The 21,067-nt window shown below is 38.4% G+C and carries 16 protein-coding genes; 8 read left to right on the forward strand and 8 right to left on the reverse strand.

Annotation, left to right across the window (positions count from 1 at the left end):
* Positions 1-49: 49 nt before the first annotated feature.
* The 5 genes from ACKWCD_RS08280 to hemA all read right to left on the reverse strand — a co-directional run bounded on the left by ACKWCD_RS08280 (position 50) and on the right by hemA (position 5,190).
* The gene (locus ACKWCD_RS08280) at positions 50-655 is read right to left on the reverse strand and encodes a hypothetical protein (protein WP_413983471.1); all 606 of its coding nucleotides are present in this window, start codon (positions 653-655) and stop codon (positions 50-52) included.
* Positions 656-658: 3 nt separating this feature from the next.
* Positions 659-1,198: a GNAT family N-acetyltransferase gene (locus ACKWCD_RS08285; protein WP_413983472.1), complete on the reverse strand. Its 540-nt coding sequence runs from the start codon at positions 1,196-1,198 to the stop codon at positions 659-661.
* Positions 1,199-1,225: 27 nt separating this feature from the next.
* On the reverse strand, positions 1,226-2,260 hold the full coding sequence (gene hemE, locus ACKWCD_RS08290; RefSeq protein ID WP_413983473.1) for a uroporphyrinogen decarboxylase: 1,035 nt from the start codon (positions 2,258-2,260) through the stop codon (positions 1,226-1,228).
* 96 nt (positions 2,261-2,356) lie between these two features.
* Complete coding sequence (gene hemC, locus ACKWCD_RS08295) at positions 2,357-3,937, reverse strand: hydroxymethylbilane synthase (protein WP_413983474.1); 1,581 nt, start codon at positions 3,935-3,937, stop codon at positions 2,357-2,359.
* Positions 3,934-5,190: a glutamyl-tRNA reductase gene (hemA, locus tag ACKWCD_RS08300; protein ID WP_413983475.1), complete on the reverse strand. Its 1,257-nt coding sequence runs from the start codon at positions 5,188-5,190 to the stop codon at positions 3,934-3,936. The genes hemC and hemA overlap by 4 nt, the downstream gene beginning before the upstream one ends.
* 203 nt (positions 5,191-5,393) lie before the next feature.
* Here hemA and ACKWCD_RS08305 point away from each other — a divergent pair, with 203 nt between their 5' ends.
* Together ACKWCD_RS08305 and ACKWCD_RS08310 are read left to right on the forward strand one after the other, a co-directional pair.
* Complete coding sequence (locus ACKWCD_RS08305; protein ID WP_413983476.1) at positions 5,394-6,281, forward strand: helix-turn-helix transcriptional regulator; 888 nt, start codon at positions 5,394-5,396, stop codon at positions 6,279-6,281.
* Between the two features lie 19 nt (positions 6,282-6,300).
* On the forward strand, positions 6,301-6,675 hold the full coding sequence (locus ACKWCD_RS08310) for a VOC family protein (RefSeq protein ID WP_413983477.1): 375 nt from the start codon (positions 6,301-6,303) through the stop codon (positions 6,673-6,675).
* A 1-nt stretch (position 6,676) separates the two neighbouring features.
* Here ACKWCD_RS08310 and ACKWCD_RS08315 read toward each other — a convergent pair whose 3' ends face one another.
* On the reverse strand, positions 6,677-7,519 hold the full coding sequence (locus ACKWCD_RS08315) for an N-acetylmuramoyl-L-alanine amidase-like domain-containing protein (RefSeq protein ID WP_413983478.1): 843 nt from the start codon (positions 7,517-7,519) through the stop codon (positions 6,677-6,679).
* Positions 7,520-7,762: 243 nt separating this feature from the next.
* Between ACKWCD_RS08315 and ACKWCD_RS08320 the strand changes: the two genes are divergently transcribed.
* The 6 genes from ACKWCD_RS08320 (at position 7,763) to ACKWCD_RS08345 (ending at position 15,954) form a co-directional block, all read left to right on the forward strand.
* A complete protein-coding gene (locus tag ACKWCD_RS08320) occupies positions 7,763-9,103 on the forward strand; it encodes a coiled-coil domain-containing protein (protein WP_413983479.1) in 1,341 nt (446 codons plus the stop codon).
* Between the two features lie 190 nt (positions 9,104-9,293).
* Positions 9,294-10,346: a hypothetical protein gene (locus ACKWCD_RS08325; protein ID WP_413983480.1), complete on the forward strand. Its 1,053-nt coding sequence runs from the start codon at positions 9,294-9,296 to the stop codon at positions 10,344-10,346.
* A gap of 6 nt (positions 10,347-10,352) precedes the next feature.
* A complete protein-coding gene (locus ACKWCD_RS08330; RefSeq protein ID WP_413983481.1) occupies positions 10,353-12,314 on the forward strand; it encodes an AAA family ATPase in 1,962 nt (653 codons plus the stop codon).
* Entirely contained in the window at positions 12,314-13,564 is a 1,251-nt protein-coding gene (locus ACKWCD_RS08335) for a DUF6638 family protein (protein ID WP_413983482.1), read from the forward strand. Before ACKWCD_RS08330 ends, ACKWCD_RS08335 begins: the two co-directional genes overlap by 1 nt.
* A gap of 75 nt (positions 13,565-13,639) precedes the next feature.
* Complete coding sequence (locus ACKWCD_RS08340) at positions 13,640-14,164, forward strand: hypothetical protein (protein ID WP_413983483.1); 525 nt, start codon at positions 13,640-13,642, stop codon at positions 14,162-14,164.
* A 113-nt stretch (positions 14,165-14,277) separates the two neighbouring features.
* Complete coding sequence (locus ACKWCD_RS08345) at positions 14,278-15,954, forward strand: hypothetical protein (protein ID WP_413983484.1); 1,677 nt, start codon at positions 14,278-14,280, stop codon at positions 15,952-15,954.
* On the opposite strand, the gene ACKWCD_RS08350 is transcribed toward ACKWCD_RS08345, so the two are convergent.
* Together ACKWCD_RS08350 and ACKWCD_RS08355 are read right to left on the reverse strand one after the other, a co-directional pair.
* Complete coding sequence (locus ACKWCD_RS08350) at positions 15,951-17,318, reverse strand: hypothetical protein (RefSeq protein ID WP_413983485.1); 1,368 nt, start codon at positions 17,316-17,318, stop codon at positions 15,951-15,953. The genes ACKWCD_RS08345 and ACKWCD_RS08350 overlap by 4 nt on opposite strands.
* A 73-nt stretch (positions 17,319-17,391) precedes the next feature.
* On the reverse strand, positions 17,392-20,934 hold the full coding sequence (locus ACKWCD_RS08355) for a TraB/GumN family protein (RefSeq protein WP_413983486.1): 3,543 nt from the start codon (positions 20,932-20,934) through the stop codon (positions 17,392-17,394).
* Positions 20,935-21,067: the final 133 nt, after the last annotated feature.

Below are 21,067 nucleotides of genomic sequence, written 5' to 3' on the forward strand. Positions count from 1 at the left end.
GTAGAATTCTTATCAAATTTAAGATTTACAAACATAATTTCAATAATTTTTACGAGTGCTTACGTCTTAAGAATTGACTCTCCATGATGGCCAAGCTACAATAGTATGCAAGTCCAAATGCCATTGCGGCATGGGGAAATTCCGTAAATATACCCTCTATATTGTTTGAAATACCATATCCTGAAGATTGAATAAAGATTTCATCCAAACCTAGTTTAGGTATGTGCGATGCTGCCAAAACTGCTGGAAAAAACAAAAAGAAATATATCATGGCGGAAAGAACCGATTTTAAAATGGTGCGACTACGAACTTCCTTTGAAACATCTGAAAAGGCAAAGCGCATGCGGTTAAGAATTACTAAGGCATAGGCTATCAGAATCAAGTTGTCACTTACCATAGAATTAAATGCCCACGCGAATACGCCATAGAAAGGAATGAGAATGAAGAGAGACATTTTTTTCGGCATTACGGCCATAAAAACACCCGAGTGTACCATCACAAATTCAAATAGCATCAATGCGGACAGCGTAGCTATTTTATCAATATCGCTTAGTTGAGGTTGCTTCCAAAGAATAAAGAACTGAAAGGCGATAAAAACGTTCATTAGAATACTACCATATTCGAATTGCCGGTCAAATTTCTCTATGATATTCATAGTTTATTGAGAATTATGGAGTTCGTAAAGTTCCATATCTAACGGACTTTCACCTGGCGGAGTATGTTCTCCCAATAAAACTTTCTGCCAAATAAATTCACATTTTTCAGCAACGCGAACGCTAGCTGTATTCGTTTTGTGTGTAATAATTTGAAGTGTTTCCAGCTGTAGATCTTCAAAAGCCCATTTGAAAATCGCTTTGACCGTTTCAGTCATATAGCCTTTGCCCTCTACTTGATAACCTAAGGCATAAGCAAGTTCACCTTGTTTTTTCTCCCAATCCAATTCTTTGAGATAGATGAGTCCGATAAGCGTATGGTTTTCTTTTTCCTTTAGGACAAATAGAAATTCTTCTTTGTTTTGAAACGCCTTGATTTTTCGCTCCACAAAATATTTTGATAAATCGGGCGTCAAGTTTTGTTCTAAAGTCTTTGGGAAGAAACGCCGCAAACGTTCGGCATTGATAGTACAAAAATCACAGAGGCGCCATGCATATTTTTCATGAATGGCATCAATGTAATAATCTTTGAACTCTAAGAACACGATTCAGTTTTATAGTTTTTCTCCCCTTTAGGGGTTGGGGGTATACTCTTTCACAGCATCAATAAATGCCTTTGCATTTTCCACAGGAACATTCGGAAGAATACCGTGTCCTAAATTTACGATATACTTGTCCTTTCCAAATTCATTAATCATCTGAGTTACCATCTTCTTTATGTCTGCTGGTGGCGATAGTAAACGCGAAGGGTCAAAATTCCCCTGAAGCGTAATGTTTCCTCCAGTTAGGTAGCGTGCGTTTCTAGCAGAGCAAGTCCAATCTACACCTAAAGCGGAAGCACCTGATTTTGCCATATCGCCTAAAGCGAACCAACATCCTTTTCCAAAAACGATTACTGGAGCATCCTCTTTCAAAGCATCAACAATTTGCTGAATGTATTGCCAAGAGAACTCTTGATAATCAGTTGGTGAAAGCATGCCTCCCCAAGAATCAAAGACTTGAACGGCGTTTACACCTGCTTTTACTTTTGCTTTTAAATAAGCAATTGTAGTATCTGTGATTTTCTGAAGTAACGAGTGCGCAACTACAGGTTGGGTAAAGCACAATTCCTTGGCTTTATCGAAGTTTTTACTCCCTTGTCCTTGTACACAATAACAAAGAATCGTCCAAGGTGAGCCTGCGAATCCGATTAGCGGGACTTCATCATTCAACTTTTCTTTCGTCGCTTTGATGGCTTCCATAACATACCCAAGTGCATCTTCAACATCTGGAATGATTACTGAATCCAAATCTTTCTGAGAACGAATCGGATTAGGTAAATACGGACCAAAATTAGGTTTCATTTCCACCTCAATATTCATCGCCTGTGGAATCACCAAAATATCTGAAAACAAAATCGCGGCATCCATACCATATCTTCGGATGGGCTGCACCGTGATTTCAGAGGCCAACTCCGGAGTTTGACAACGCGTGAAGAAATCATATTTCGCTTTGATTTCCATAAACTCAGGAAGATAACGTCCCGCTTGACGCATCATCCAAACAGGAGGTCTTTCAACGGTTTCGCCTTTTAAGGCGCGTAAAAACAAATCGTTCTTAATACTCATATTATTATCTAAATGTCATCCTGAGCGCAGTCGAAGGGCTACGAAACGAGGTGTCTCTAGCATCTCGACTGCGCTCGATATGACAGTATGTTCTACTTAATTTTTATAATTCTCATTCACCAACTCAATCACACTTTCCACTGAAGGCATCTTAGCAACCCGAACATCATCAAAATGCGTTCGTGCATGCTCTGCAGTAGTTTCGCCAATGCAGTAAGCAGTCTTATCAGTGGAATTGTTTTGTAAATAACTATCCACAGTGGAAGGACTATAAAACAAAACCCCTTCTACAGAATCATCTACTTCTATTTTAGCATGTTTGGTTTCATAAGCCTCTATTTCAGTAACCTTGATGTTGTTTTCAGTCAAAATAGTTGGCAAATCATCCAATCGAAGATTACTACAGAAATAGGTGACTTCTGTACCTTCCATAAATTCAACGAGATACTCGGCTAATTTTTTGGCATTGCTTTTTACCTGAGTAATGGGACCAATTTTATTTTCAATTAAACGTTTTGTCTTTCGGCCTACACAGTAAATATTTTTGAACTTTAGTTCATCGGGTGAAACGCTAGAAAGTAAAGCTTCCACAGCGTTCTGACTTGTCAAAACAACATTTTGAAATTCTGATTTTAGAATTGTTGGCGAAAGCCTATTCATGCTTACACGAATAAAATCGTCGGACTTCACACCAATAGCATTGTTGAATAATCGCTTTTGGGCTTCTGTAAGTTTTTTAGTAGCATATACATGGGTTGGTAGCGCAGTATTTTGGACTTCACTCATCAATCGCTTACCGCCACGTGCGAGAATACTATTGGCACAATCGACTCCTAAGTTTTGATGTTCACCAAGATTTGAGGTGATTTCTGCTTCTAGTTTTTTAGAACCGTCAACCGTTAATAGCACTCCTTTTAGAACCACTTTATCATCATTGTTGATGTAGCATAAAGCACCGATAGGGGCAGTACAACCGCCTTCTAACAATCTTAAGAATGTGCGCTCTTGTGTGACACAGATTTCAGTTCGTTCGTGATTTAGCTGAGCACAAATTTCTTGAACTTCTTCATCTGCTTCCATGGCAACAACCATAATTGCTCCTTGGGCGGGTGCGGGTATCATCCATGTGAGTCCGATAGTATGCTCATGCTCTAGTCCGATGCGGTCTAATCCCGCGGCAGCGAAAATCGCACCGTTCCAATCGTTGTCGTTTAACTTTTGCATGCGGCTATTTACATTACCTCGTAAATCAACCACGGAATGTGTTGGATAGCGATTTAGCCATTGTGCTTTTCTTCGAAGACTTCCGGTGGCGATGATTGCTTCCGGCTGAGCTAAAAACTCTTGGTTGTCTTTATAGGCAAGAATATCCATGAAGTTAGCACGTTCTAAAACGGCTGCTTGCACAATTCCCTTTGGTAAAGCGGTTGGCACATCCTTCATGGAATGTACAGCGATATCAATCTCGCCATTTAACATGGCTACATCCAAAGACTTGGTGAAAATTCCTGTTATGCCAAGCTCATAAAGTGGTTTATCCAAAACCAAATCCCCAGCAGATTTTACTGGAACCAACTCGGTCTGATGCCCCAATTCTTCGAGCATATCTTTAACAGCATTTGCCTGCCATAATGCCAATTCACTATCGCGAGTACCGATGCGTATTACTTTGCTCATTGAGAATCTAGTTCTAGTTGAAAAACTTTTTTGATAAGTGCCAAACTGGTATCCGCATCTACCGTGTCATCTTTAAGATGATTGGCGAATTGTTTGGTAATTTTTTGGATGATACGATTGGATATAAGGTCAGCTTGCTCCTCGTTGAAATCGGATTGCTTTTTAGACTGATAGTCCATTTCTTCTTCTTTCATGGTCTTTAGCTTCTTCTTCAAAGCTTTGATAACCGGAGCAAATTTGCGAGTTTCCAACCACTGTATAAATTCCTCTTTAATATCTTCAATTATCGCTTCCGCATGAGGAATAAACTGTTTGCGTCGCTCTAAAGTCTCATCAGTCATTTGGGAAAGATGGTCCAAATGTATCGTGGTTACATTTTCCAATTCAGAAACATCATCCGCAACATTTTTGGGGATAGACAAATCTAAAATGAGTAATGGTTTCTTTGTATAAATCAATTCTTTGGAAATCGTTGGTGATTGCGCACCAGTCGCCACGACTAAAACATCTGATTTTCTGATTTCCGTTTGTAAATCGCCAAAATCTTTGACATCAAGATTGAACTTCCCAGCAATTTGCTCGGCTTTACCACGTGTTCGATTGATTAAAGTGATATGTGGATTTTTGGTATGTTTTATTAGATTTTCGCAGGTGTTTCTTCCTATTTTTCCTGTTCCGAAGAGCAAAATATTTTTCTCTGAAATCTCAGGAACATTCTTCATGATATACTGTACGGATGCAAAAGCAACGGAGGTAGCTCCGGAAGAAATTTCGGTTTCGTTCTTGATACGCTTGCTGGCTTGAATAACCGAGTTGCAAAGACGCTCAATAAACGGATTCGCAATACCCAACTTTTTTGACCTATTAAAACTCTGTTTAATCTGACTAATAATTTCAAAATCTCCAAGTATTTGGCTGTCAAGTCCGGTGCCTACTTTGAACAAATGACCGATAGCATCATTATTCTTGTATACATAGGCAACTTCTTGAAATTCTTCAACGGTGCCCTGGGTATGTTGGCAAAGCAATTTTATCAATTGAAAGGGATGTTGCGCAAAACCGTGTAGTTCCGTTCGGTTACAGGTCGAGGTAGCGAGCAGCCCATCAATGCCTTGTTCCTTAGCATCTTCCAGCAGGGAAATCATCTGAGTGTCTTCCATACTAAAACGACCGCGAAGCTCAGCATCTGCCTTTTTATAGTTAAGACCTATGGTGTAGAAAGAACTGTGTCTTGAAATGTGGTAATCCTTCATGCAATTTTTCCGAACGGAAGCAAAAATAGGAGCATCAAACTTAAAAAAGTAACGCTAGCGGAACAATTAGTGTCGATGCGGGTTTTTTTAGACGTATTTCGATGTATTTCCGTTGAATAGCTCTATTTTTATAAGGTTATCAGATGATTTGTAATATTTTATTTAGAACGTTTCTAAATAAAATGTATTTAAAATTGATTTCTATGGAAGTAAAAAATGTCGCTGAAGGTTCTTTTCAGGAAGTTTTAATCGAAGATGGGTTTTATGTACTCAAAATTCAAAACGATACCGCTCATATTCAGAAGGTTAGCCGTGAAATCGATAGTTCTTTTATTCAGTTTCACTTCTGTTTGAAGGGTAATGCCAAATTTGTCTTTAATGATGGTCGATATGCTTTGGAAGTATCGGAGGAAAACTCCCTTTTGCTGTATAACACACAAATGGATTTACCCTTAAACTTAGAATTAAACCCTAACTCGTGGCTGGTTTCTGTGGTAATGACCATTCGGAAATTTCATTCGCTCTTTTCCAAGGAAGCAAGCTATATTCCATTTTTGAGTGAAGAGAATAGAGATAAAAAGTATTACACTCAGGAAGGTGTAAGTCCTGCAATTGCGGTAGTTTTGAGTCAGATGATGAACTACAATTTACATCCCTCTATCAAGGAATTGTATATCAAAGGAAAAGTATACGAGTTGATTTCGTTGTACTTTAATAAAGGTTCGGAAGCAGATATTGAACAATGTCCTTTTTTAGTAGATGAGGATAATGTGCGCCGTATCCGTCAGGCCAAAGAAATCATGATTTCGAGAATGGCTGAACCGCCAACACTTACAGAGCTATCCGACGAAATCGGACTATCTCTTAAAAAACTAAAAGAAGGTTTCAAACAAATTTATGGCGACTCCGTATTTAGCTTCCTTTTTGATTATAAGATGGAATACGCTCGAAAAATGCTAGAAACAGGTCAACATAATGTCAACGAAGTTGGTTTAAAAGTGGGCTATAGCACTGCAAGTCACTTTATTGCAGCCTTTAAAAAGAAGTATGGCACTACGCCGAAGAAATATTTGATGGGTTTGGCTAACTAGTTATAACAACAATTCGAAAATGAACCTAAACCAAATAACAGTCCCTTCTCTTGATTTAGAAAAATCAATTCCCTTTTATCAAAAATTGGGACTTCAACTTATTGTCGAAGCCGTACCACACTATGCGAGATTTGAATGCCCTGAAGGAGATGCTACCTTTTCGATTCATCAAGTGGAAGAATTGCCTAGCGGAAATGGAGTATATGTATATTTCGAATGTTCAGATTTAGATGAACATGTCAAGTCTTTGTTAGAAAAAGGGATTGCGTTTGAAGAACTCCCAAATGATAAAAATTGGAAGTGGCGAGAAGCAAGATTACGCGATTTGGATAACAATCAAATCATCTTATTTTTTGGAGGAGAAAATAGAAAGAATCCACCTTGGCGGATTTGATTTACAAGGGTCTAGCAACCATTATCCCCGTATTCTTTTTAATCTTCTTTAAATAATCCGCCAACGGAAGCTCAGAAACTTCTACTTCATTTGAACCTGTTGAGGCATGTAGTAAATGAATACGGCCATCTTTTTCACGAGTTGCGATTCCAGTATGGGTAACATCTAGTCCGTTTATGGAGGTTGCCAGAGCGATAATATCTCCGGTTTGCATCAAATGTTCGTTCGCTTCGATTTGGTCTTGAGGGAGGTAACAAAAGCTTTCTTTTGCCAATTCTTTTTCGGTTTCAAGTATTTTTTCAAAGTTTTTATCGTCTTTCAAAAAAGGATATAGCTCACGATGTGTTCCCATGAAATTGATGTCCTTTTTGATTTCAATTCCGCCTACCTCAGATGTGATGTCTTTCAATAAGCCTTTTTGCTCATTGTTGCGAATCCATTCTGTAAAATAGTGTAGTCTAGATCCGTATCCATCAAGCTTTCCATCTTTATACCGAATGGTTTTTAAAACTTTAGTAAAGCTGTCGAAATCTGCTTTTCCATCCCTTAGAAGCATACTAAAAGCGAGTACGTTTTCCACATAAGTAGTACAATCTAGCCCCTGTAAATTAATGACTAAAGATTCCGTTTCTCCTATTTCTAAAGTCTTTGCAACGTAAGGAATACCCTTGAATGTTTTTCCGATAGCAACAATAGTTTTTCCGAAATCATTTTCTAGTAAGCCATCAATTTCGATGGTTTTGTTTTCAAAGGCTTTTTTGTCTGCAGGGGAGCAAGTGATTTGCTGTGCAACCACAGGTTGTAACAAAGTCAGAGCTACTAGAAAAATAAAAACGTGTTTCATAGGAATAATTACAGTTTCAAATTTATCAAATTTCAAGCCAATATAGGTTAGTGTAAAAATATGGAGTGTAACATTTATCAATTTTCAACTACATATATTTTGCACACTTCATCAATTGTGCTTTTACACCTCGGTTTTTTTGCCGAAATTAGGAAACTATTAATTTTTTATTCCCGCTCGATTGCTGAGCGTAGCCGAAATAAAGGCGGGAATCTCATATAAACCTAAAAACACAACATAAATATGGCCGACGATTTTGATTTATTAGAAACTGATTCCACCTCAAAACAAGAAAAAGTAGATGTCAATTGGGGCAAGGCTGTGGACCAAATGAAGTCCAAACTTGCGCAAGAAGACGATCCAAATGTACGTCAAAAGATATTGAACGCTACTTTGGATGATGTAGTAGGGATGGCTGAAACCGATAGAAAATCGCTATTGGAGGCTATTAAAGACTTGACGGATTACCAAGATGAGGTTGGTATCATCTTTGAAAAATTCTCCACCCTAAATGCAAAAGAGCAAAAGGTCATCGATGATGCTCAGAAAGCTTTAGACCGTGCCAAAATAGCTTTGGAAGATGCCGAAAAGGTAAAAGACAATTGGTGGAACAACCTTTGGGGGAGAAAGTCAAAAATCAAAAAGCGCCAGGTAGAACTTGATGCGGCTCAAAAAACAAGAGAAGGTGCTGACATGAAAGCAAAAGCCATGTTTCAAGAGCGAATCGAAACGGCTGATGTTCAAACCTTATTGAATGAACTGTCGTATAAGAGTCAGGCAGCAGTAGGTCGCTTAAAAACGCGTGAAACTGAAATCAAAGAAGTAGAAGACAAACTTCAAGTGGCCATTGTCGAAGCAAGCAAGAACCATACAAAAGCCCTGGAAAAGAAAAAGGAAACTGAAGATAAGTTGGAAGAGCAGTATGCGCTCTTAAAGCAAGCACGTCAAGCCCTTGAAGAGATTTCAGATAAACAATCCTCGGCTTACTCTGAAGCTATCGGAAAAGTGACAACTATCGAGCAAAAAGTGGAAGAGTTAGAAGGTTTGAAGAATGCTTACACCACGCTTGCAGCGAGTAAAGATAGCTTCGTTCACAAACATAATTTGACCATCAAAGTATTGACTTCATTGAGAAGTAACTTACAAACCCACCGTGCAAAACTGAAAAGTGATACCGATGAACGTTTGAAATATTATGACGGTTATGTAGTAGCACTGAAAGCACGTACCGACCAAGAATTTGCAGCAATCTTAGAGCACTTAGGCGTCAAAACAGATGAGCATATTGGACAAACTTTAGCTTCAATGCACACGGCAAGTGCCAAAGCACGTCAAGAAATGATGGACAATATTCCGGTTCACGAAAAAGTGATGCAAGGGGTATATTCCAGTTATGCTGAAGCACTTCAAGAAATTCGGGTGAAGGATACTGAGATTCAAAAGAACTTCGCCGATAGATACGGAATCGATATGAAGGAGATTTTTGAGGAGTACTATGCCAATGACGGTGCCACGCCTTCTGAAGGAGGTGATGACGATGCTCCTGCTTCGGCACCAGCTGCTGAAGATGACTTATTGAGTTAGTCCCCCTCTAGCTCCCCCTGATGGGGGAGAACTCTTACTCTTGCGTAGGGGTAAAATTCAAATTGAAAATGTGCCTTAGACTAAATGTATATTTAGCTTAAAGGTCATTCCCCTCCTTCGGGAGGGGTTAGGGGAGGACTCCTCAGCAGAAATTTCCAAATTCATCTAAAATTCAACACACAAATAGTAAATGGCCATTAACCAAATCGTAACCCCTTTAGATAGCGCTGTTCTAGAAACCAAAGAACAGTATAAAGTCTATTTTAAGATTGTGGCGCATGCCCTAAACGAATTGGTGAATAGCATCGAAAAGGAAAACATCTGCACTGATGCCGAGACGACTTTTGTAAAGCAGTACTGTGAGTTGTTAACCTATTCTTTGGAAGCCTTTCGAATCAAATATTTGTTTGACGACGATGAGAGAATGCGGGTTGATTTAACAGAATCCGGATTCCCAAATTACTTGGAGTTTCGATATCTGTACAATGACTTGGAGTTGAAACAGGAGCACGTTAGTAAACTTCCCGATGTTTCAAAAGTGAAGGCAGAATTTCTCGAAACCTTATTAAAAGAGAAGCAGCCCATAAATGACCGCAAGTTGCATCAAGCCGCTTCGGTTATTTATTATTCATCCGTAGAAAAGCAATTTATTTACAAACGATTTGTACAGGGTAAAATCCTACCTGTAATGGGCTTGGACGCCGAGCATATGGTAAGTTGGTCATTCTATGATGTGACCGCTAATCGACCTTTTATTTGCTTTATGTATTTCGATTTACACAAAGAGAAAGTAGAGGATGTGAAGAGAGAGATTTATTCCGTGTTGGAAAGTACTGCAGACCGAAATATGGATATTGATATGATGGCGTATGCCATTGACAAGAAGTTGCCTTATGTGTTTCCGAAGCGCATTAAAAAGATAGATTTAGGTCCGTTGCACAGTGTTTTTGCGAAAGATGAATTGGAAATTACGCATGTGATTTTAAAGGCAATTGTCGAAAAAACTTTTGACCTTTCGGCCTATGCAATTTCCCTTCATATTAGTGAAGCGGTTTCGACTTCAGAGTTCAAAGAAGGAAACTTTTTCAATAAACAAGTGTTACAAGTCTGGGAAAAGTCAAAAGCAAAAAACTATTTGTTTTGCCCACATCGGGTGATGCAAGCGATGTATGACAATATCCCTGAAACGATTAATTCATTAACGGGGAATCCGATTGAGATTCCGAGTTTGAAATTAGAATAAAATTATATGGAACATAACAGCACATTTCCCATAAAAAACTCCGAGTTGAATTCTCTTCGTGATGAAGCAACTTCGTATTTAAAAGGCATTCAATGGGAGCAAGGTGGAAAAGCAAAAAGCCGAAACAAGAGTAAAAAGGATGAATCTATTCTTTTGTACTTATCCAAGGCAACCGGCAACGCGGCAAACGAAGTGACTTCGGTTTCAAAGACGATTCTGTCTTTAAAGAAGCGATTATTGCCCGATTCGGTTGCGATTCCCTTGCATTTGAATAGGGCATTATATGCTTTACAGGAGGGATTGACGATGGGAATTTGGCTCCGCGATAGTTATTCCGATGCCTCTGGATTGTCCACTTTAAATGAACGAAAATCAACTTTAGATGTCGGACAACGCCGCGAGTATGATTCCAAACAACAAACGGCTACGGCTTTTATGTTACACGGAATCGCGTGTCGCATCTTATTCGATTTAAAACCTGTTGCCTCCGATGATTTGAGTGTGATGAAGAACAAATTTGCTGGCATTCCTGAGCTTTCTGTGCTTTCACCGCTGAAGGGAATTTCATGTATGCTCTTCTACTATGACAAGTATATGAGCCATCCTGAGATAATAACTTCGGATGAAGAGGTGACCAATTTTACAGTCGTTTTCTTTGAAGCGCTTATCTCTGAAATTCAACAACGCTTAAGCACTTTTGAATACACGGAAACCATCGAGGATAGAACCTACAAACTTGAAAAAAGTGAGTTCGCGATTTCCGGATGGGAGAATGTTTTTGAAGGAACTGCTGTCAGCGTTGAGTTTAATAAAATTCGTTTTGAGGAAATCGTTGGTAACCGTGATGCGAAACATTTCGCGCGCCGTTTAACGGAGCGGATGATGAGCTACGATTTTGAAGCCAAGAAGAATCCCTTTCAAGAGTTAGGCGGATTTATGCCCGTCTTCATGGGCTACGGAATTCCTGGTACAGGAAAGAGTATGCTTATCGCGGCCATCGCTACAAAGCTGAAAGAACAATGTGATGAATTGGATATTCCATTTTTATTTCATCCGATGCCAGACACTTTGATATCTACGTTTCAAGGCGGTTCTGCGGAAAAAATGGTACAATGGATGAAACCTTTGCAAGATCCGAATAAGCTCATTTTTGCACCTATTGATGATGCGGAAAATAATTTACAGGAACGAACTGCGCAAGGAGTTTCCGCAGGGGTAAAAGAAGTAATCGGAGTATTCCTAAGATATACGGAAGGAGCCTATGCCATTAATTACGGAAACAGTTCTATCGGACTTTTCACCAACCTTCCTGAAATGTTGGATAAAGCGGTAATTTCACGTGTACAAGGACGTTTCAAGATTGATGGAGCGCGAACAATCCCTGATTTTATAGACCAAGATTATATCTGGTGGAAGAAGTTTGAAAAGACGATGCCGGACTTTGTAAATATGAAAAATCCGGAGAAATATAAATTCTTGAGTGAACAAGGTTTGGCCAAAAACTTAAGCGAGATTTTAAATCAATCGGAAAAACCGACTGAGGCCAAAGTGCTAGAAATATATGAGGAAACGGAAGCCAAACACAAGACCAATGAGCATATGTTCTTCGCAGAATTATATAAGAACATTCAAAAGTCATTCCCGTTTTTCTCTTCAAGGGATATCCGAAATATTCAGAGTGCAGTTTCTTTAAGGCTGACAGATTTTGACCTTCCTGAAGATTGGTTTAATGACCCTACTATCTATTTCAAAAAGGATTACGACACCAAATTCGGAATGCTCAAGGAATTAATGAAAGGAAATATGAAAGGGCTTGATTTTTCGGATATCCGAAGACAAGAAACGGTGCGCTATTTAGACAATGTAGCGACCATCGCAGATACGGACTTCAAACGAAAAGTAGACCAGCGCGTTCATGACTTAAACGTAAGTTTGGAAGCAAATAAACTATTTGAGAACGGTAACTAATGGAGAAACTAAGGGCAGCAGGTTTGTTTGGTGGTGCGTTGACGACCCTTTCGGGCTCGTTGGCGAAGCGCTATAATGAATGCTTGGCTATGCTCGGGGTTACGCCCACAAAACTCAAAACCTTTTCGATTGATGGAATGGGATGGAGTCCCGAAGTAGCTGTTGAGAAGAAAGACAATTACTATTTGAATACAGGTGAGGCGAATGTCAATGCCATCATTATTTCACCGCAACAGGAAAACAAACCCGTACACATGCCGTCGCACAGTTTTGACCGCGATGTAATGGAAGCTGTTTTTGCTGCATACGGAAGGGAAATCCGTGATATTACAAAAGACTCTGCTTTGGTTTTGCATTTAGACCAAAAGATTGATGCCTTTTTCGAGCCTTTTGATTTGTTGCGCTACGATAAAATCGAAGTCACTTTTGCACTGCTGAACGACTTGGATAAAAAGCAGATGGAGCAACAGGCTTTCATCAATTTTTTCAATCGCGATAACAATTTCATCGACCGTGATGTGCACAATCACTTGCTAAATTCCGCTAAGGAATATGGCGATTTAAGAGGGCGAAAATTGAAGTTAGAACCGATTCAATTGAAAGTAAGTTCCTTTTATACGAGAGCTTTTGGTGGTGTGTTTGTATTGAAAAATTTTGTGAAGAAAATCTTGATTTTTGAAGATGAAAAGATGTTCAAAAGTGCCATAAATGATTCCGCACATGAGGTGATGCTCTTTCATAAAGACCATGATGAACTGATGGATGCTTTAGTGAGCAATTTGGTTCTTAGAAAAGATTTCAAAGGCGCCATGCGAAGTCCGAGATATGACCGAATTAAAAAACATGTTTTTGTTGAAGAGACGAAAAAGACAGAACATCCCTTAAGTGAGATTTTAGATAGTCATTTTCTATTCAAGAAATACCTGAATAAGCTACCAAAAGAGGTTCAAAAAAGAATTTCCGGCGTAGAGTTGTATTACCAACGCTTGATAGTTGATAAGAACCTTAAGCTGCAGGAATACGTCGATGCTCATTTTGTAAAAGTGTTGCATGAACCACATCCCTCATTAAAAGAGGAAGAGGAGGAATTAGCTTGGAAATTGCTTTCCAAGATTGTCCCTAAGGACCCGGTTCATCTATTTTGGTACGATAAAGAACAGTTTTACAGGCTATATTCAGAATGGAAACCTGACTACCAAGACTGGGTGATTGAAGAAATACTTGAAAACAACCAAAAACAGGGAATGTAACATTTCTTGCATGAGAACAACTTATAAGTAATAGCTTCCCGCTTTTCTGAGGGCAGGAACATAAAAACAAAGACCATGACACTAGAAATCATTGTATTTATCGGAGCAATTTTGTTCGGAATCGTTTGGTATTGGAGAGAGTCAAAAAGCAATAAAATCTATCGTCTGGCAAATAAAATCACCCATGCAAAAGATTTACAAATGAAATCGGATAACCGAAAAGGATTTATTCACCAGCAGCCTTTTTTACTCCGCTTGGTGTGGATAACCCTTTTATTTGCAGTTGGTGCCGGAATAGTCACTTTTGTAACACCAATAAATGTATTCTTCATTCAGTATTTCGCATCAGCTATCGTAGGAACCTTGATTGGAAGTTATATAGCATCAGCGGTAATTTTTACTCGGGATAGTACTAGTAAGGAGAATCTGGAAAAAGTATTTGATAAAGGGAAAGACTTCGTTGAAGATTTAGTAGAAGGGGAAGAAGAAACCATCGAAGAACCCAAGGCCAAGGTCGAAGAAATTACTGATACTGAACCAGAAGTTGAGGCTAAGAAATCAGCAAGAGACCGATTCAAGGATAAAGGGATGATTAAATAGGTATTTGTATTAAGTAAATAGTACTTAATACAAAGCAATCGTAAACTAGTTTTAGAAAATAAACGAGATAGGGGTACTTATTACTTTGTACTCCTTACTTAATACTCCAAGAGATGATTAAATCATACTATAACAAAGGAAAAAAACAAAAGCGAATCGTCATTCTAGGCGCAATCGTTCTCATTTTATTATTGTTTTTCCTTCGGGATGACTACCAGCCAGCACTCTTGTTTCTGCGAAAGTACATTTTCATTATCCTTCTGGGAATTGGTTTTTTATGGCTAACCCTAACAAAGTTCAGAAGCGCAGCCAGCACCGGCAAACGCATTTTAATTTTAGTGGGAATCTTTGCATTTTTTGCAACCCTATGGTTCTTCGGATGGAAGCTGAACCTCTATAACTACATGCAGACCTACAACGTCTTCAATAATCTGAATTTGGAGCAATTGGATGAACTTCCGCTGACCCAAAACGAACGGATTCAACCCTTCAATAACATCGTAACAATGGCTTACGAGTCCGTGGGAGAGACGCAAGAAGTTTCATTACCGCAACTCGTACGTGTCGATAGTACGAACCAATGGACAATGGCCGTACAGCCTGCTAAGGAATATACATGGCAGCGTATGAATGATAATACCGAAGAGATTTTTATGGTGGAAAGTACTTCCCCTTTTCCTCGTTTTTCAAATGAGAATCGAGTTCCAGTTACTTTTTCGATTGGGGAGTCCTTGGCGTTTAGTCGTAACACCTATAATGCGGTAGTGCAACGTTTCAATTTCTTCCAATTATTTACGATGGAACCTAGTGATGTGTTCTATATGAAAAATGATGACGGTAAATGGGTGCAGGTAGTAAACCTAATTAAGTGGAAAGGTTTTTTCTTTCCCTACCCGACCTACGGCGGGGTAATGGTGGTTGATGATGGTGAACACGATACCTACGATTATTTAGAACGTGTTACAATAGGCAAAGGGACATATATTGCTCCAGATGAGATTGAAAACCATCCCTATTTGAAAGGGCAAAATACTGTCGCAGAAAGTATTTCACAGCAACAAGCACAGTCGCTACAATTCCTAGGAGGATTCACCGACCCTTTACCTTGGAATATGAAAACTGCTGTAAAGATTCCTGAATTACCTGAAGACCAAAACCAACAGCCATATGTAACGGACTTCAATTTTGAAGGCATGAAAACCGAAGCCGTAGACGGACTCTACCATTGGTTCGGTTTAGAACCTATAGGCGATGAACGAACCAGTTTGGCTTACAGTGTTATGATTCCCGCAGATGGTACACAGAAGTTGTATTACTATGACCATGCATCAAAAAAGGAGGGTTATGCAGGGGTTTCCGCAATGCCTTTAAAAGTAATAGAATCAAAAAAAGAATACGATTGGTCGGTTAATAAACCAGTAGAGTTTCGTCCCTTTATAAAACATATTGCGGGTAAGAAACGCATGTTTGTTTTAGGTACCGTTGCCGCGGTAAAAGATGATAGCAAACAGTTCGATGGTGCCGCTACCCCTGATTTAGCATTGGTCGATGCCGAATATCGCGATGTCATTTGGATAGACGCCAAACATCCTTCCCGATGGACTACAACCATTCTTGACCAACTCGGAGAAACTTGGAAAGCATCTGAAAATCTAACCGTTGAACAACTCTATCCGAATAAAAATGATTTGGATATAAAACAGCTCCCCAAAATGGATTCAATTCCAGTGATGGAAGTTGATTCTATGGCAATGAAAGCTGTTGAGGTACTTTCGGATAGTTTGAATTAATTGTTATCAGGATAAATTATTATCGTTTCAATAATATCGGGCTCTATAGCATTTACCGGATTCGACAAGTTGCTTATCAAGGTATTTTGCGTAGCACCTCTAATAACTAAATACATGTCTATAAGCTGTATCTTGTCAAGTTCAAGTTTTGGATAATAAGCGAGTATTTCTTCCGGCAAATCTCCCAACACTTGAGACGACTTGTTCGTATTATATACGGTCCAATAAGTTGATTGATAACCTCCATCTGTAAGATTTTTGTCATACTTCCACGAACTTTTAGTTCTAACGAAATCAATATCAGTATTGAAACTGAATCGGTCTATTTTATCATTTTCAATAACAAAAGATGGTTTTTCTAGAATATTTATTTCTTCTAATGGAACAGTACTTTTTTCTAAGTAGCGATAGGAATAAAAATTTTCAAAACGGGCTGAGAAGAATGAATAATAGCTTTGATAACCCGAAACATAACCGATTTTTGATACAGTAGGATTATCAAAATTTATCTCAAATGACATTTCGTACCCTCTACCTTGATGATCGGGGTTTTCAAAACCTCTCGAAACACTAATTAAATTCAAGCTCGGGGCCAAATTTGTTTCAACAACATGTTCGAAATCAGTAAAATCACCATAATTGAAAACCAAATCAGTAGTGTTTTCATCAATTTCAAAAAAGAGATGTTTGATTTCCCCTTGAGTATCAGCTATAAAGAAAATGTAACTTGCACCGGCTAAAAGTACTTGATCATTCAGAGTTAGTGTTCCTCCTTCAATAAGATTTGTATTAGTGGAAACAACACCAGTATCTGAGGAGTTAATCGTATATCTCGAAATACTTGGAATATCATTAACTATGATATTGTGTAGGCTAGATTTTGAATTAGGCCTAACTTTTGGAACATTCAAATTATCTGGGTAAATAGCATGTATTGAACTATTGGAATAAGAACCACTTTTGCCTGTATTGTTATTCCAACTAAAGTTTTTTTCTACTTCTGTAAATGTATTTAAGCTATGAGTTTGGAAATTATCCGTATTTCCGACCTTGAGAGTCGTCACTACAAGATTCTGAGAATTTGCCAATGTAGTATCTATTGCTGTGAATTCTAGCAAGTCGTTTTGCTCATAAGAACGGTAGTCAAGCAATTTACCGCTTTGATCATGAATTATTAACCAATTATCTGTTGTGGAAGTATCTTCAAATTCACCGACTTTATAAGTAAAGTAGGTAATTTCCGTTGGCATTAGAGTATCTGGCTTTTCCTGTTCCATCGAGATTTCTGATATCAGTTCTTTCTCATCACAATTGGCAAATAATAAAATAGACGTAATAAAAACGATGAATTTGCTAAACCTCATGGTATTTCTAGTAAATGGTTGATTTTTAAAACGAAACTGCCCCTGATTTATTTCACATAGTCAAATAGAACGGTTAATACCCATGAAACCCATAAGCCCCATAACCATTTGGGCGATAAACAATAGCACGTTTTCGGTCTTTGAGTAGAAAGCCTTCAGTAACATATTCAACTACCTCTTTATCGGTTTCAGTGTCTTCAATACGAAGCCCATCGCTTTTGTAAAAAGGTTTTGTGCTCAGCGGTTTGGTATTGTCAAAAACGATTAAGTGCATTTTGAAGTTCTTGTCGTAGTCGTTGCTGTTTTTCGTTTTGAAATAGTATCCGGTAAAGGATTTACCACGGTATTCTAAACTACGTTTTTCAATAAATGAAACGGAGTCTTTTTTGGCATCAAAACGTTTAAAACCAAACAGATTGGCTTCAGCTAAAGACTGTTCATTTCTATATTTAGTTGGAAATAAAGATTGCTTGCCAATGACTTTTAATTTGTTAAACAATTGCGACCTACTATTAATATCCGCAGCAAGGGAATCTAGCATACCAAGAGGAAGCGTCAATTCATTCTTTGCCAATAAAGCAGCATAGGTGGTACGTATTTTCGGGTCTTTTACTAAGAGCAAACGATTAAAGAATTGCTTTACGTCTTTCTCTTTTAAAAATGGGTATAACAATACAGCGTAATCCTCTAAAACCTTGGTGCTTCCCAGAGATACGCCAGATGGAGAAACTGGCCTAGCGCCCATGTCATGATAGTTTTGGCCTGAATAACTATTGGTCAAACGTCTTCCCAACTGTCGTTTCAATTGTATTTTGGCGTCATTCAAGATTTGCTTGCGATACTTTTTGTAGCTCTTTGGTTTGATAAGTCCTTTAGCTTTTAGATTGGCCAACATCATAAAAATGGGGGACTTGTATTCCTCAATAGCGCTATAGTCTAATATCTCCGGATATAGTTTTCTGGCCATTGGAAGACTATCCATATAGGGTTTGAAGATTTTGTGAATTTCAAACTTGTTCGAAACCAAAGGCAAATCTTTTGACATCAATTCTAATAATAGGTCAACGGATTCTTCATCCGCCTTTTTGGTGATAGCTGTTAAGATTTTGGTTTGTGCGTTTGAGTTGTTGTATGATTTTGCATAGAATTCCTTGAAAAAAGAGTTTACCTGTGGGTCATCCAGTTTTGCTAATTTCTGAATCAAAAAGGATTGAATGTAGTTTTTATCCTCAGGGAAATCAAATTCTGAAATGTAATATTTCAAAGAATCAATATGCTTCTTTTGAAACTTAATAAAAGAATATCCATCGGAAACAATACTATCATTTTCACGGAGTGCTCTAAAGAAGTCCGTTGTTTTATCGTTTAAAATAGATTTACCAACAACCGTGTCAAAAGGACTGAAATTTTGGAAGAATTCCGTCACAAAACGACTGGGTTTATCAATCGTATCTACTTTGGACTTCACTTCGTAAAGGAGTCCGTTTTTCACAATGTTCTTAATGAGAATACCTCTGGTACTCGCCGTATCGGTTAAGGTAAGATTGAGTTCGTATTCGCCATCGGTGCGCATACTATCTTTTTCACTATGGATTTTGAAGCGCTTATTGGCATATATTTTTTTCCGTAGGGCCCAAACCGAATCAATATGACTGAACATCAAGAAATCATGAGATTTGTTCAGTTCTACCGTAATGGCTTCATTGTTTTTATTCTGATAAACACTTTTTTTATTGTAAGCACTATAGGACTTTGGTTTGTTATCGCTGTTGTAATAGTTACGACTATTCTCAACGAATTTTACCGGCTTAACAGGAGATACAGTGCTAAATAACATCGCTGTATCTTGTACTTTTTTAAAAGCATCTTGATAAATAGGCTTCTTGAGTTTGAAGGAATCAAAAAATGCAGTGGCCTGTTCTTCATTTTTAGTAACGATTCCCATAAGGTAATAATCACCACGTTTAAAAGTGGTTTTTAGGTGAAGACTAGTATTTTCCTTCTTATTTAAAACGGCCTGTGAAGTCAAGGAATTACCTGAGCAAGCCTTGTATTTAGGAGTCAACTCTAAATCTTGATAAAAGCGTTTTTGAATCTGCTTGAGCTCAAAAGTATCTTCCTCTATAAAATTGAAATCGTTCAAAGTAACCTTTCGCAGAAAGTAATAATTCTTAGTGATTGAATCATAAGCTTGCACTAAACGTTGCCCTTTACGATAGCGGTTTGTGAAGTTATAGAGCTGAGGCATATTCACTTCAAAGTCGTCATAACCCGATGAGATTTTAGCAATCTTTTTGTCCAGTTTTTTGAATTGGATACTATTGAAAATCGTGTCGGAATATTGCGTTACGTAATTGCCTTTCCCTCCCATTTTAAACATTAAGATTTCTAAGGGAGTTACATAAATATGATACCGTTGATGGTCACCATTTTTCAGCCGATTCTTGATATCCAGTCCTTCGTATCCATTTCTGGTAAATCGTGTTTTTTCTATGATTTTCCCTGGAATATTTTCAAACAAAAGCTTATCCAAATCTTCTAAACTATAAGTATATTCCTTTTTTAGGTGGGAAAAAGTATTGATACGATTCAGCATTACATAACTGCCATTGGCCAAGTCAGGAGAAATATAGGTAGTATTCACAAATTCAGAGATCGGATACAGTTTATTCGGTAAGTCAATACTGAAAAAATCATCATCAGGGCGAACGGTCTGGTATGTATTCTGAACGAGACTGTCTTCAATCTTTTGCTTTAGTATTCGTCCTCTTGAGGTAGCTCTAGACGTCAGAGGTTTGACCGTATACCCCATATCGCGGAGCATGGTGATTACGCCTAATTTTCCGGGTAGGTGAGCTGCTCCAATTCCGGTAAAGACTTTTGCTTTTCGCATGACCGAGTCGAGCTTTGTCGCCATATTTCGGTTGCGAATGGTCAACATGTTTTTACGATAGTGGTCTGTGTACATTGCCTTATCGATGGAATCAAGCATATTGATATCTCGATTGCGATAGGCATCTTGCAGCAAAGTCATCGGGTCAGATTCTTGCATTTTCTTTTGCAACCATTCATCCGGTTTTTTCTTCATGGCGTTTAGACTGGCGCGACCAACAAGTGCTGATGACTCTTCCAAATCTTCAAGGGCAATGACTTTTTTGCCAAATTTCTTTCCTGCCTGATAAATGAACATATCCAAGTAGGTTTCCTCCTCAAAATTTTGGGAATACTCATTCGTACGATATAAAATACTATTGACCCTTCGGTCTTCAAAAGCAAGGTAGGCGCCGATTTCTTCTTTCTTCGGATTTTTTATCGCAAACGGATAGGTATAAAACCCCTTGGCCATAAACCCATTGGAGATAGCATTGGCATTGATGTCATTATCTAACCAAGTATCTGGGTCAGATTCTAAGGCAACAACATCACTTTTTTCGAGCGCTTGATAGAAAACATCATCCAGACGAAAAGCAATTCGCTTGCTCACGTGCATCGTTCCGTAGAGGTAAGACGTCTGTTCTAGGCCGTTTCCAGAGATTTCCCATAATAAACTGTTTTTCTCTTGAGCGTAGGTCACCGTGAAACAAAGAGAGAGGATTATGGTAAAAAAATTCCGCATTACTAGTTTTTTGGCCTGTGGTTTTCACAAATTTAAGAAAGGATGAACCTTAGTTTATCCCTATAAACTGTGAAAGTTTTGTAGCTGCTTCTTGATATAACGGGCAATTTTGGGGTGTATTTTCCTGAATAAG

Source organism: Maribacter taeanensis, assembly GCF_047345145.1.
Taxonomy (GTDB): domain Bacteria; phylum Bacteroidota; class Bacteroidia; order Flavobacteriales; family Flavobacteriaceae; genus Maribacter_C.